The following is a 12,756-nucleotide window of genomic DNA, read 5'->3' on the forward strand; positions in this document are numbered from 1 at the left end:
CATCACGCTGGTGATCTGTGTCACAAAAGATTGTCAACTGCATTTTTTGGTTGCACCATTGGACCATGCCGAGGAAGTTGTTAAAGCGCTATATGCCGGATCATGAGACGATCCGCACCCATAAGTGTTTGCGCTGTTTCGGTGTGCTGTTACATAAACCCTCCCTTTGGCACCTGAATCGACGGTCGGTAGCCACGGCTTTTGCTGTCGGTCTGTTCTTTGCTTTTGTACCTCTTCCGTTCCAGATGGTGCTGGCGGCCGGCGGCGCCATTCTCTTTAACGGCAATCTGCCGATCTCTGTGGCTATGGTGTGGCTGACCAATCCGCTAACCATGCCGCCTATCTTTTACGTCGCCTATCTGGTTGGTGCATGGATATTGAATGTACCGAAAGGGAACTTCAATTTTGATAATCTCTCTCTTGAGTGGCTGCATAACGGTTTGGCATCAGCCTGGCAGCCGTTTCTGCTTGGCTGTCTGGTTCTTGGTGCGGTGAGTGCGCTTACCGGCTATGTCGGTATGCATCTGGCCTGGCGAACCATGGTGCTCAAGCGCTGGCGTCGCCGCCATCATCATCAGCTCTCCAAACTCAGCCAAAGCCACTGATTTACTTTGGGCGCAGGTCGCCCGCAGTATTTCTGATGCCACCGGTCACCTGTTTCAACTGCACAATACAGTACCCGTCGGGGGTGGCAGCATCAATGAGGCCTATTGCCTGCATGGTCAAACTGCCGCTCAAGCAGTTACATATTTTGTAAAATGTAATCGCCCTGACTGGTTGGTTATGTTTGAGGCGGAGGCGGACGGCTTGCAGGAGCTGGGCAAAGCCGGCGCCATCCGTGTCCCGGAGCCTGTCTGTCATGGGACTGCTGCTACAAAGGCCTGGCTGGTAACCGAGTACATCTGTTTTGCTGCACCTGCAGCCGGTTCAAACGCGCGGCTGGGCAGAGAGCTGGCGGCGCTGCATCGGTGTCAGGCAGAGAGGTTCGGATGGAGCCGTGACAATACCATCGGCTCAACCACCCAGCTCAACACGCCTTCCGATAGCTGGGTTGACTTCTTCCGTGATCAGCGGCTGGGCTTTCAGCTGTCGCTGACGGCGAAACGGGGCTTTTCTGCCTCCTTGCAGGATAAGGGTGAGCGCCTGCAAGCCGACCTCGGACACTTTTTTTCAGCTTACAGGCCGCAGCCGTCGTTACTGCACGGAGACTTGTGGGGCGGTAACAGAGGCTTTGATCAGGCGGGGAACCCGGTCCTGTTCGATCCTGCGGTATATTACGGTGATCGGGAGGCTGATATCGCCATGACCGAGCTGTTCGGAGGCTTCGATGCCGCATTTTATGCCGCATACTGTGAGGCCTGGCCGCTGGATGCGGGGTACGGCGTGCGCAAATCACTGTATAATCTCTATCATATTCTCAACCATGCCAACCTCTTTGGCGGCGGTTACGCTCGTCAGGCGGAATCGATGATGGATCAGTTACTGGCCGAATACTGATTGCCTGTGTCTGGTCGACTTATAGCATGGCCGGATGCTGATCATCAGAGGTATCATGTGGTTATGTTTGTGCAGTCAGTTGTTATGGCTTGAAGGCTGCAGCGGAACACCGCATGCAGCAAAATCCATGAACCCGGCATTGCGCGTCTCCTTGCATGAGGTCGGTCGCGTGTGTAAGCCTGATTATAATGACATCCCCGCTGAGCAGCTGAGCTTTGCTACGGCTGAGTTGAACAGTTCATTGCCGGCCACTCTTGAGCGTGCCGGCCTGCTCGATGCCGGCTCGGAAGTATCGCTGGATGTCTGTATTGATCAGCTCTATCTGCGTCCGGGGCTGGTTACACTGCTGCTCTTTCAGGTAGCCGAACCCGATTATCTGGTGGTTCGGGCAAGGTTGGGCAGGGCAGGGCGTGTGTTGCACTCATGGCGACTGGTCGCAGAAAATAGTGCAGGCGGCTCAATGGCTTCACCCGGCAAAACAAGGCGCGCTCAGATGCTGATCAATGTGATTACCCGCAAGCTGGTGAACAGGCTGGAAACAGCAGTGATACGGCCATGATCATCTTTCCGCATCCATCGCAGGCGAATGAGGAGGGGCTGCTGGCTATCGGCGGAAACCTGCAGCCACAAACACTACTGGCAGCCTATGCCCGCGGTATCTTCCCGTGGTATGCCGAGGGACAACCGATACTGTGGTGGTCACCTGATCCGCGCATGGTGCTCTTTCCCGATGAATTTCATTGCTCCCGGCGGCTGAGTCGCCGACTCAAACAGGTGCGCTATCGATTCAGCCGCAATGAAGCGTTCGCCGATGTAATCAACCTGTGTGCGAATATTCCCAGAAAAGGAGAGCAGGGCACCTGGATACTGCCCGAGATGAAGGAGGCGTATCTGCGCCTGCATGAGTTGGGATTTGCTCACTCTGTTGAAGTGTGGGAAGGCGAATCCCTGATCGGGGGAGTGTACGGCGTACTGACGGAGCGTGTCTTTTTTGCCGAATCAATGTTCAGCCTGAAAACCGATGCCTCAAAAATGGCACTGGCGCACCTGGTTGCGCTGGCAAAAGCAGAGAACTGGAAGGTGATCGACAGCCAGTTTCATACCGATCACCTAGCCAGTCTCGGTGCGCGAGAAATTCCACGTCAGCGTTTTCTTGATCTGATCAATGGGGTGCGCGGCGATTGATAAAATGCTTATGATGCGTTATCAATGGGGAGAAACCGCAAATACATTATGATGCGTCGGTGACAGATGCCGGCGCAGCAAAAGGGTCCTCCATATGAGTCTGAAAACCAATCGCGAACAACTGATCATGACGGCGGTACAGGGGAGCGTTGCTCCGGCCCATCAGTGGGCACCGTTTGAAGTGGGGGCGGCCGGCGAAATATTCTCCTGGCCATCCACCGGCGGCATTACCTATAACGTGAAAATCGGCGATTCGGTATTCGGCTGGGCCGGTGAACATATCGAGCCGGGCGTATCGACCACACTGAGTCACAAGAATCGCAAGGTGGAAGCCGGTTACCAGTTTATGGCCTGCTGCGGCAATCAGGCGCGTGTCGTCTCCGGTGAGGCCAAGGGAGAGACGGGTACGGTGCTCGGTCATCATGGCGGTGTGGAGCATCTGATGATCGATTTTCCCGATAGCACGCTCGACAGGTTAACCTGCGAAGACAAGTTTCTGATCCGCGGTTACGGGCAGGGTTTGCGCCTGATCGATCATCCGGATGTCTATATCTATAATCTGGATCCCGATCTGCTGGAGGCCTGGGGGTTGAAGGAGAGGGCGGATGGCCGCATCGAAGTACCGGTGCATGTCATTATCCCCGGTCACGCCATGGGTTCAGGTATCGGCGCACTGTCGGTGACAACGGGTGATTATGACATCCTCTGCCACGATCAGGCGACCGTCAGCGAACACGGCATGGAGAGGCTGCGCTTTGGTGATTTTGTGGCTGTACTGGATCACGACAACCGTTATGGACGCACCTACCGCAAGGGCTCGATCACCATCGGTGTGGTGATCCATTCCGATTCGCCGCTGGCCGGACACGGTCCGGGCATGATGACGCTGATCAGCGCCTGCGATGACAAACTGGTTCCGGTACTCAGTGATGATGCCAATATGGGTGCAATCAAGCGCATAGGCCGTTATGTCTAGTGCCGGCATGCGTGTTGCATGCATACAGATGAACTCAGGCGCCGACAGAGAGGCGAATCTGGAGCAGGCATCGCTCCTGTTGCAGCAGGCTGCGTCAGCCGGTGCCGAGCTGGCCGTTCTGCCTGAAAACTTTTCCCTGATGGGCGCAAGCTTAAGCGACAAGCGCTTGCTGGCCGAGCCGCAGGAAAATTCGACGGTATTGGCTTTTCTCTCGGAGCAGGCGATCACGCACCGAATGGCGATTGTTGGAGGCAGCACGCTGTTAACAGGGGGGCAGGACAAGTTACGCAACGCATGTCCGGTTTTTTCTGCCGATGGGCGGATGCGCGCAATCTATGACAAGATACACCTGTTTGATGTGGATCTGGACGGCGAATCCTACCATGAGTCTGAGAGTGTTGTGGCAGGCGAGCATCCATGCTCTGTTGCGTTGGGCGATTTTCGTTTCGGTTTGTCGATTTGCTATGATATCCGCTTTCCCGAACTCTATCGTCACTATGCAGATAGCGGGTGTGATGTCGTGTGCGTGGTGGCCGCATTTACAGAACAGACGGGGCATGCGCACTGGCAAACACTGTTGCGGGCCCGCGCGATCGAGAACCAGTGTTATCTGCTGGCCTCGGCCCAGTGGGGCGTGCATGCAGATGGACGCAGAACATGGGGGCACTCGATGATTATCGACCCGTGGGGGGAAGTGATGGCGCTACAGGAAGAGAGCACAGGTGTGATCATGGCTGATCTGACATCCGCACGCCTTGCGCACATTCGTAAGATCCTGCCCAGCCTCCAGCACAGACAGATAAGCCGCTGATATGCGGCTTAAGCAAGGGTTAAATAAAGGGTATCCGGACACTGTCCACAGAGGTTGTGGATAAGTCGGTGCATGAAACTCCGTAGGCCATTGTATTGTTACATTGCAGTGACATGCGTGTGACATGCCTAAAATTTAGCAGTTACAATTAACTGTTTTTTTACAGTATGTTGGATGCAGAATGTAAAGCCAAATAACGGACAAACAAGCTAAGTCATCACAACCGGAAAAAGCAGTGGTTGATGGTGGATAGAAGTGTGTAAACCGGCGGGCCTACGCTATAGGACTATTCAGGATAACCGAACAGGAGCAAATTGAAATCAATCGGCCTGAACACCTGTTAAGTATGTCATTTGTTTTCCACATTCGTAAACTGCGATGCGTTTTGAATCCGGACCAGGAGATGGGCGATGATTGAGGTGATATTTTTGGCCGTAGCGCTATCTATGGATGCCTTCGCTGTTTCTATCGGATTGGGTTCTAAAGGGGATAAAGCGAGCCTCTCTTCGCTGGCCCTGAAAGCGGGAATCTGGTTTGGCCTGTTTCAGGGGTTGATGCCCTTGATCGGTTACCTTGCCGGTCATGGGGTTCTGGGCTGGGTTGAGGCGTATGCTCCATGGATTGCTTTTGGGCTGCTTGCACTTATCGGGGGCAAGATGATTTATGAATCCTTAGGCGAAGGCGTTGAAGAAGAGATTTCTGTTGTGACGAACAGAGTGATGTTAACGCTCGCAATTGCGACCAGCATAGATGCGATGGCAGCGGGATTTACTTTAACCTTGTTGGAGGTCAATGCCTTTCTGGCGTGTCTGATTATTGCGGTTACGACCTTTGTGTTTAGCTGGATAGGTGTATTTGTCGGATACCGTAGCGGCACCTGGCTGGAGAGCCGGGCGGAGTTGTTTGGCGGCATTGTATTGATTCTTATTGGTCTGAAGGTTTTGCTGTTCTAACAATCAGTATTAGTTCTAATCACGGCCGATGACGGCCTGTGGTCGCCAGCGAAATGCGGTCAAAAGCGGACATTCGTAGGGCGATTAACCCTTCTTATTTCTCTTAGACTTTTTGTAGGAGTGGATGTGGCGACCAAACTCCCTATCCCTGGCTCTTTTCTCCGCTAACGTTGCTGTATTCAGTTCCTGCTCTTTCATCAATTTCAGATAATTGGTCAGGCGACGCTCATCCAAGCCGCTGGATTCAATCGCGCTCCGAACAACGCATCCTGGCTCGTTTTCATGCTGGCAATCCTTGAACCTACACAGCTTGGCAAGCTCGGTAATTTCACTGAAGGTATCCTCAATGCCTTGTTCACACTCAGCCAGTTGAAGCTCCCGCATGCCGGGTGTATCGAGCAACAGACCTCCCGAAGGTAGAATATGAATAGATCGCGATGTGGTCGTATGGCGTCCCTTTGCATCATCCTCGCGAATGGCATTGGTCTGTTGGGCACTCTCTCCCAGCAAGGTGTTGATCAGTGTTGATTTTCCAACACCTGACGAGCCCAGAAATGCAACGGTATTGCCTTCAATACACCATCCGCCCAGTTTGCAGACACTTTCCGGATCAAGGCTGTTCACCGTAACCGTTGAAAGAAACGGGTCCATATCATGTACTTGAACCACGTATTGGTCTGGATGTTTGCATGTATCCAGTTTTGTCAGGACAACTACTGTCTCAACACCTGCCTCGTTGGCTACGGCCAGATAACGCTCGATACGATTGAGATTAAAGTCTTGATTCATCGAACTAACGATAAATACCGTATCGATATTGGATGCGATCAACTGGGTTGTAACTTTTGTGCCGGCCGCCTTGCGGGAAAAGAGCGAAAACCGTTCGAGCAGGCGAATGAATCCCCCCGATGAATCGAGTACGATCCAGTCACCCACCGAAAACTCAGGCATATTTTTCGAAACACGAATCGGCTTCTTCCCCTCTGAAGTCTGCACATGGATCAAGCCTCTCTCATGAGAAACTACTCGACCTACTGTAGCGTTTTCCCACTCATCAAGAGTCAGCTGTTGCTGGAAACAGGGTTTCCAGCCTAATTGCGACAGAGAACCTATATTTAGCAAAATAACTCCTGAAGAGACCTAGGCACCAATAGAAAACAATTGTGATAGCACAGTCAAACTTTTGAATGTCCGCTATTGGCAATAGTCGTCGTTCAGACTCATGCTGTTATTACTATAAAAGCTTGAGGAACATGGATCTACCTAATCCCAGAAGTGGTCTGTCGCGCGGCGAGACAGCGCCGCTTGCTCTCTTGCCGTTTCGGCAGGGCTGCTGGCAGGGGAGAAGCATATAGGCTTAGTCTTGAACGTTATTTTTTGCGTTGATCCATGATGGTTTTATAGGCGTCATTGATCAGATGCATCTGTTGCTCGGCAAATTGCATGAAACCATCCGGAAGGCCTTTGGCTGCAATTTTGTCGGGATGGTAGTCCATGCATAGTTTACGATAGGCACGCTTTACTTCGCTGTCGCTACTGTCCGGCTCGCAACCGAGGATCTTGTAGGACTCGCTGATATCGGCATGTTGACCGTGGAACTCCTCTTTGAGAATCTGATAGTGGGATTGATCCAGGCCAAGGTGGGATGGGATTTCCATGAGAATGGCATCCTCTGCCGCATGCAACTCACCATCGGCGTAGGCCACTGAAAACAACAGGCGGTAGACCATTTCACACATCTGTGGCGCATGCCCGGCAATCTGCCGGTACTGTCTGGCGTAGTCATAGATGGTGTATTCATCATCCAGCGCATTTTTAAAGATCACGGCAGCCGCCTTCCGATCTTCGGCATCCATCTCTATTTGCGTGCGTGCCAGATGGTTGATCAGGTCAGCCTCTTCGGATGTGACGCGGCCATCGGCCTTGGCCATTTTTGCCAGCATGGAAAACAGCGCCACGAAGAAAATACTTTGTGCCTCCTGTTTGCTCATGCCTGAAAGCTCTGCTCCACCCATCTGGGCGGAGTGAGTGACATGTGTGTATGCCTTGCTCATCGAGTGGCCCAGCCAGCCGCCAATGCCTGCACCGATTGGTCCGCCGATCATTGCGCCAATACCCGCACCGATTCCTGCTCCAAGCCATGACATATGATTCTCCTGTGAAACTTTTGATCCTCGCAACAATGAAGTTGCCGGGATTTCACAGGCTGCAAATACACCGGTGAATAGCAAGAGCCATGTTGTAAGTGGTGGAGTGGTCAGCAGGGGACAAATCGGGCGCATACACAGCATTCAGTTCGCAGGGTGATACAGATATATCAATGGCTTGATTTGGTCGCAATCGCTATGAACAGGGTGAAAACAAAGGGGATGTTACGGGTATCCACAGAGGCTGTGGATAAGGCGGTGGATGAAAAGCAAAACAGGCAGTGCACTGTTACATCGCCATGACATGCGTGTGACATGCCTAAAAGTTAGGACTTTATTTTAGTTGTTTTATATAGCTAACTTAGACTCACTCAGTGAATGTGAAATATTGGAAATAAGCCTAAATGATAAAAGTAGTGTGAAAGCCTTGATCCATAGTGGATAAATGTGATCAGCGATCCGCTTTTAGCTGCCTGAGCGCTTCAAACAGGGTAATACCGCAGACGGTTGCCAGATTTAATGAGCGTACCGGTGCATCTGCACGCATGGGTACGGTAAGCGGCTGTATCTCAGCCAGAATAGCAGCACTCAGACCGCGTGTTTCCGGTCCGAAGACCAGCACATCGCCGTGTGAGTATGTGACATCCCAGAAGCTGGTAGATGCCTTGGAGCTCATGCCATACCAGTTCCTGTTTCCATCCAGTGAGCTGCGTAGCTGCTGCCAGCTGTCATGGTGGGTGACATCCAGATATTGCCAGTAATCCAGGCCGGCCCGCTTCAGTGAGCGATCGTCCACGGAAAATCCGAGCGGATGGACCAGATGCAGGGCAGCCCCGGTACAACCGCACAGCCTGGCAATATTGCCGGTATTCGGAGGTATTTCCGGCTCCACGAGTACGATATGAAGTGATGGACTCATCGCCGTTATCCTCAGTCACTGCGCGGCCGGAGGCAATAGAGAGGATAGTGCAGCACAGGGTGCAGGTGGCTATTTATGCAGCCATCGGCTATATGTTCTGTCGTATTCATTGTATTGTTCCGCACTACTCAACACGACAGGGGGCGGCATGAGCGAAAGGCAGGCGTTGAAAGCGCTGACCAGCCTGGACAGGTTTTATCAGGAGTTACGCAGAATTCCGAAGCTGGACAGGGAAGAGGAAGATGCGCTGGCACGCAAATGGCAACGTGATCATGACCTGGCTTCGGTACAGCAATTGATTAATGCCAACCTGCATGTGGTGGCAGCTATTGCGCGCGAATACCGCCATTTCGGCCTGCCTGAGGAGGATCTGATTCAGGAGGGAACGTTGGGTTTGATGCAGGCGGTCAAGCGCTTTGATCCGGATCGCGGATTCAGGCTGAAAACCTATGCCGCTTACTGGATACGTGCCTCTATTCATGATTTTATTCTGCGCTCATGGAGTATTGTGAAAATGGGCACCAACAAGCTCCAACGCCGCATTTTTGCAGGTTTACAGAAGGCTGAATGCGCTATCGCAGCACTTGAAGGTAGGGGGCTGGAAGGCGTGGCCAGCCAGTATGGTGTTTCCGGTGAGTCCTATCAGCAGATTGCCGCATCATTCCTGCGTCGGGATTACTCAATCGATTCAGATGCTACGGAAGATGGTAATATTATTGAGCTGCCGGCTCCCGGTGATACGCCCGAACAGGCGCTGGTCGCAAAAGACTGGCAGTCGTTTACCACGATGCAGCTAAAGCAGGCGATGGAGGCGCTCTCCGAGCGGGATCGTAATATTATTCGCCAGCGCTATCTGGTGGAGCCGCCATCAACACTGAAAGAGTTATCCGAGGATCTCGGTATCTCAATCGAACGGGTTCGTCAGCTTGAAGCCCGCGCCATGAAAAAAATCGGTGAACTATGTCTGGATTTTGCCGAGCAGTCGGATAACTAAAGCAAGCCCGGCAGGGTAAGCGCATTAAAATTTTGTAGTCAGATGATCTTGAACTAGCGCAATCTATACATGTCCTTTCTTTGGCGGCACAAAAAGGCAGGAGCCGTTTGGACGGCGATTAGCCGCCCGCAGGGTGAAAGCCATGAGGCTTGAATCAAAGAAAGGACAAGTGCGGTCCTTACTTGATATTACGATCAGCTACGGCACGGCTACGGATTGAATATTCACTAAATGAATAAAGGGTCGTTGCGATTGCCCTGTGCAAGCCGGGCGATTTCATAGTTATAACCGGGCACTACTGCCCGGCGACGGTCAGACCCTCAATAGCAATCGAAGGCACGGCGGTTGAGCCGAACCAGGTCAGATCGGAGCCAACATAGCTGATCTGGCTGAACATCTGTTTCAAATTGCCGGCAATGGTGATCCCCTGCACCGGGCGAACGATTTCGCCGTTCTCAATCAGGAAACCGCCTGCACCGCGTGAATAATCGCCGGTGACACCGTTTACGCCGAAACCGATCAGTTCAGTGACCAGCAGTCCGTTGCCGATCTGCTGCAATATTTCGGCCTGAGACAGCGATCCGGCATGCCAGATTAGATTGGATGAGCCGATGCCGATATCGCCGGTCAGGCCGCGTGAGGCGCTGCCTGTTTCCGGCTGTCCCAGTCGCCTGGCCGTATAGCGGTCGGTGAGAAAGTGTTTGAGCATGCCGCCTTCGATCAGACGATGGCGGCTGCAGCGTGTGCCTTCGCCGTCAAACAGCCGATTGCCCAGCCCCTGCGGGTGGTCCGGATTATCATCAATGCAAACGGAGTCCGGAAATATCGACTGATTCAGGCAATCGGTCAGGAAAGAGCGCTGTTGCAAGATGGCGCGACCATTGATAGCTGAAACAAGATGGCCCAGCAGCGATGTGGCCGTGCGTGGCTCGAAGATGACGGTTGTTTCACCACTCTCCATGCTACCCGGATTCAGGCGCGCTACGGCACGCTGTGCGGCTTCAGTGGCAATGGCTTCAGGAGATCGCAACTCCGATGCATGCAGTGCACGGTGCCAGGCATAATCACGTTGCATGCCATCGCCCGTGCCTGCAATAACCGAGGCGCTTAGTGAGGCTGAACTCCTGTTGTAGGCAGCGGAAAAACCGTCGCTGGATGCATAGAGCACGCGACTGCTGCCAAAACTGGCATTGGCGCCTTCGCTGTTGCTGATTTTGTCGGAGTAGGCGAGGGCGATCTCCTCGCAGGTCAATGCAGCTGCTTTGGCCTCCTCCAGGCTCCAGCCCGGATCATCATGGTTGTGGTGTTGTTGCCAGGCATCCAGTTGTTCACGCGTTGGATGGGTTGCGCCGGTCGGGGGGACGGCATCCGGATCGGGCTCGGAGATACGCGCCATGGCGATCACCTGATCGGCCAGTTTGCGCAGCCCTTCACTGGAGAGGTCGGAGGTGGAGGCTGTGGCAAAGGCCATGCCGCCCGGGGTTTCAACAAATGCACGCAGTCCCATGCCGCGCGCATCTTCGCGCTCAACCGATTCAACAGCGCCATTACGCACGCTGATGGAGTCTCCGGTGTCGGCTACGCTCAACGCATCGGCATGCGCAGCTCCTGCCTTGATCGCGGCTTCTACCAGTTGTTCGGCAAACTGTCGGTCGGGGAGGGTATTCACCTGATTACTCATGCTTCTGTGCCTCCGACAATCAGATCATCGATACGGATAGTGGGCAGGCCGACACCGACAGGTACGGACTGACCGCCCTTGCCGCAAGTGCCGACGCCCGGATCCAGAGCCAGGTCGTTACCGATCATTGATACCTTCTGCAGCACCTCATGACCTGCGCCGATCAGGGTTGCCCCCTTGACCGGATACTGAATAACGCCGTTTTCCACATAGTAGGCTTCGGATGTGGTGAAAACGAATTTACCGGAAGTGATATCGACCTGACCGCCGCCGAAATTGACTGCGTAAATGCCGCGATCAAGCGAGGCGAGGATATCATCGGGAGTATCGTTGCCGGCCAGCATAAAGGTATTGGTCATGCGTGGCAGTACCGGGTGCGCGTAAGATTCGCGTCGTCCGTTGCCGGTCGGCCGCATGCCCATCAGGCGTGCATTCTGTCGATCCATCAGATAGCCGGTGAGTATGCCGTCCTCGATGAGCACCGTGCGATGACTCTGCGTACCCTCATCATCCACGGTTAGCGAGCCTCGCCGCTCCGCAATGGTGCCGTCATCGACCACGGTAATACCACGCGCTGCAACCTGCTTGCCCATTTTGTCGGCGAATACCGAGCTGCCCTTGCGATTAAAGTCGCCTTCCAGCCCATGGCCGATGGCTTCGTGCAGCAGTATGCCGGGCCAGCCGGGACCGAGTACCACCGGCATGCTGCCGGCCGGCGCCTGGCGGGCGGTTAAATTCAGCGTGGCCAGTCGTACGGCTTCACGTACCAGTCGCTCAGGCTCATCTCCGCTGAGCAGACGCTGTAGCGAAAAGCGACCGCCGCCGCCGGCGCTGCCTGTTTCGCGCGTGCCGTTCTCTTCGACCACTACCGATATGTTCAGACGCACCAGCGGACGTGCATCATGCATATGGGCGCCGTCCATGCGCACAATATGAATATCGGAGAATGAAGAGGAGATGTTGGCGAATACCTGCCTGACGCGCGGGTCCAGCTCCCTGGCCAGTTTGTCCAGCTTCTCCAGCACGCTCTTGCGCTCGCTAAAGTCGATGTTTGCAGCCGGATTTACCGCCTGGTACAGGCGTGGTGCGGTATTGGAGGCATGGATATGCACCGGGTTTATACCACTACAGCCTGAGGCGATACTGCGGGCTGACCCCGCAGCCTGCATTAAGGCATCCGGCTCCAGTCTGTCGGTAAAAGCATGGCCGGTGGCCTCGCCCTTGATCACACGAGCTCCGATACCCTGATGGGTGGAGGCGGAGACATGTTTTACGCGTCCTTCCTCCAGTGCCAGCGACTCTGAACTGGAGTATTCCAGGTAGAGATCGCCGTCATCGGCATTGGCCGGCAACATGTGGGATAGCGTGTTTTGCAGAGCCTCTTTGGCAATGGGAAGCTCGTGATGCTCTGCAGCGGTTGGATCGGACTGTTGTCTGGACATTGTGCAATCGTCGTGCCAGTCGGCCGGCTGTCAAGCGATGTGAGTAGTAAGTACCTGCCACAAAGGCTTTGTACGCCTTATCTGGCAGCACGGCGCGCGACCGCTAGAAGCATTCTGCACGTGACGCAGGGCATCAGTCGTCTTAAACTGA

At 53.9% G+C, this 12,756-nt stretch carries 13 protein-coding genes; 8 read left to right on the top strand and 5 right to left on the bottom strand.

Annotation, left to right across the window (positions count from 1 at the left end; translation table 11 throughout):
• Window positions 1-65 precede the first annotated feature (65 nt).
• The 7 genes from SPV1_RS08780 (at window position 66) to SPV1_RS08810 (ending at window position 5,422) form a co-directional block, all read left to right on the top strand.
• On the top strand, window positions 66-605 hold the full coding sequence (locus SPV1_RS08780) for a DUF2062 domain-containing protein (RefSeq protein WP_009850812.1): 540 nt from the start codon (window positions 66-68) through the stop codon (window positions 603-605).
• Window positions 574-1,497 (top strand): fructosamine kinase family protein, encoded by a 924-nt coding sequence (locus SPV1_RS08785; RefSeq protein WP_081442010.1) that lies wholly within the window; start codon window positions 574-576, stop codon window positions 1,495-1,497. Before SPV1_RS08780 ends, SPV1_RS08785 begins: the two co-directional genes overlap by 32 nt.
• A gap of 34 nt (window positions 1,498-1,531) precedes the next feature.
• A complete protein-coding gene (locus SPV1_RS08790) occupies window positions 1,532-2,056 on the top strand; it encodes a hypothetical protein (RefSeq protein ID WP_009850815.1) in 525 nt (174 codons plus the stop codon).
• On the top strand, window positions 2,053-2,682 hold the full coding sequence (gene aat / locus SPV1_RS08795) for a leucyl/phenylalanyl-tRNA--protein transferase (protein ID WP_009850816.1): 630 nt from the start codon (window positions 2,053-2,055) through the stop codon (window positions 2,680-2,682). The genes SPV1_RS08790 and aat overlap by 4 nt, the downstream gene beginning before the upstream one ends.
• Window positions 2,683-2,776: 94 nt before the next feature.
• On the top strand, window positions 2,777-3,658 hold the full coding sequence (locus tag SPV1_RS08800; RefSeq protein WP_009850817.1) for a DUF4438 domain-containing protein: 882 nt from the start codon (window positions 2,777-2,779) through the stop codon (window positions 3,656-3,658).
• Complete coding sequence (locus SPV1_RS08805; RefSeq protein ID WP_009850818.1) at window positions 3,651-4,469, top strand: carbon-nitrogen hydrolase family protein; 819 nt, start codon at window positions 3,651-3,653, stop codon at window positions 4,467-4,469. Before SPV1_RS08800 ends, SPV1_RS08805 begins: the two co-directional genes overlap by 8 nt.
• Before the next feature lie 410 nt (window positions 4,470-4,879).
• Window positions 4,880-5,422, top strand: a complete 543-nt coding sequence (locus SPV1_RS08810) for a manganese efflux pump MntP (RefSeq protein WP_009850819.1) — start codon at window positions 4,880-4,882, stop codon at window positions 5,420-5,422.
• 84 nt (window positions 5,423-5,506) lie between these two features.
• On the opposite strand, the gene rsgA is transcribed toward SPV1_RS08810, so the two are convergent.
• From rsgA to SPV1_RS08825, 3 genes are all read right to left on the bottom strand, one after another.
• A complete protein-coding gene (gene rsgA / locus SPV1_RS08815; RefSeq protein WP_009850820.1) occupies window positions 5,507-6,373 on the bottom strand; it encodes a ribosome small subunit-dependent GTPase A in 867 nt (288 codons plus the stop codon).
• A gap of 419 nt (window positions 6,374-6,792) precedes the next feature.
• Entirely contained in the window at window positions 6,793-7,569 is a 777-nt protein-coding gene (gene djlA / locus SPV1_RS08820; protein ID WP_009850821.1) for a co-chaperone DjlA, read from the bottom strand.
• A gap of 451 nt (window positions 7,570-8,020) precedes the next feature.
• Window positions 8,021-8,488, bottom strand: coding sequence for a tRNA (cytidine(34)-2'-O)-methyltransferase (locus SPV1_RS08825; protein ID WP_009850822.1), 468 nt, complete (start codon window positions 8,486-8,488; stop codon window positions 8,021-8,023).
• Between the two features lie 148 nt (window positions 8,489-8,636).
• Between SPV1_RS08825 and SPV1_RS08830 the strand changes: the two genes are divergently transcribed.
• Window positions 8,637-9,482, top strand: coding sequence for an RNA polymerase factor sigma-32 (locus SPV1_RS08830; RefSeq protein WP_009850823.1), 846 nt, complete (start codon window positions 8,637-8,639; stop codon window positions 9,480-9,482).
• Window positions 9,483-9,777: 295 nt separating this feature from the next.
• On the opposite strand, the gene SPV1_RS08835 is transcribed toward SPV1_RS08830, so the two are convergent.
• Together SPV1_RS08835 and tldD are read right to left on the bottom strand one after the other, a co-directional pair.
• Complete coding sequence (locus SPV1_RS08835; RefSeq protein ID WP_009850824.1) at window positions 9,778-11,163, bottom strand: TldD/PmbA family protein; 1,386 nt, start codon at window positions 11,161-11,163, stop codon at window positions 9,778-9,780.
• Window positions 11,160-12,605, bottom strand: a complete 1,446-nt coding sequence (gene tldD, locus SPV1_RS08840) for a metalloprotease TldD (protein ID WP_009850825.1) — start codon at window positions 12,603-12,605, stop codon at window positions 11,160-11,162. Before tldD ends, SPV1_RS08835 begins: the two co-directional genes overlap by 4 nt.
• Window positions 12,606-12,756: the final 151 nt, after the last annotated feature.

It is taken from the genome of Mariprofundus ferrooxydans PV-1 (assembly GCF_000153765.1).
GTDB classification, from domain to species: Bacteria; Pseudomonadota; Zetaproteobacteria; order Mariprofundales; family Mariprofundaceae; genus Mariprofundus; species Mariprofundus ferrooxydans.

What these genes read in the sequence shown, in the direction of transcription:
- SPV1_RS08830 (WP_009850823.1), top strand. Translation starts at nt 8,637, where the DNA reads ATGAGCGAAAGGCAGGCGTTGAAAGCGCTGACCAGCCTGGACAGGTTT.
- rsgA (WP_009850820.1), bottom strand. Translation starts at nt 6,373, where the DNA reads ATGCCTGAGTTTTCGGTGGGTGACTGGATCGTACTCGATTCATCGGGG.
- SPV1_RS08805 (WP_009850818.1), top strand. Translation starts at nt 3,651, where the DNA reads ATGTCTAGTGCCGGCATGCGTGTTGCATGCATACAGATGAACTCAGGC.
- SPV1_RS08800 (WP_009850817.1), top strand. Translation starts at nt 2,777, where the DNA reads ATGAGTCTGAAAACCAATCGCGAACAACTGATCATGACGGCGGTACAG.
- SPV1_RS08780 (WP_009850812.1), top strand. Translation starts at nt 66, where the DNA reads ATGCCGAGGAAGTTGTTAAAGCGCTATATGCCGGATCATGAGACGATC.
- djlA (WP_009850821.1), bottom strand. Translation starts at nt 7,569, where the DNA reads ATGTCATGGCTTGGAGCAGGAATCGGTGCGGGTATTGGCGCAATGATC.
- SPV1_RS08810 (WP_009850819.1), top strand. Translation starts at nt 4,880, where the DNA reads ATGATTGAGGTGATATTTTTGGCCGTAGCGCTATCTATGGATGCCTTC.
- SPV1_RS08835 (WP_009850824.1), bottom strand. Translation starts at nt 11,163, where the DNA reads ATGAGTAATCAGGTGAATACCCTCCCCGACCGACAGTTTGCCGAACAA.
- tldD (WP_009850825.1), bottom strand. Translation starts at nt 12,605, where the DNA reads ATGTCCAGACAACAGTCCGATCCAACCGCTGCAGAGCATCACGAGCTT.
- SPV1_RS08825 (WP_009850822.1), bottom strand. Translation starts at nt 8,488, where the DNA reads ATGAGTCCATCACTTCATATCGTACTCGTGGAGCCGGAAATACCTCCG.
- aat (WP_009850816.1), top strand. Translation starts at nt 2,053, where the DNA reads ATGATCATCTTTCCGCATCCATCGCAGGCGAATGAGGAGGGGCTGCTG.
- SPV1_RS08790 (WP_009850815.1), top strand. Translation starts at nt 1,532, where the DNA reads ATGCTGATCATCAGAGGTATCATGTGGTTATGTTTGTGCAGTCAGTTG.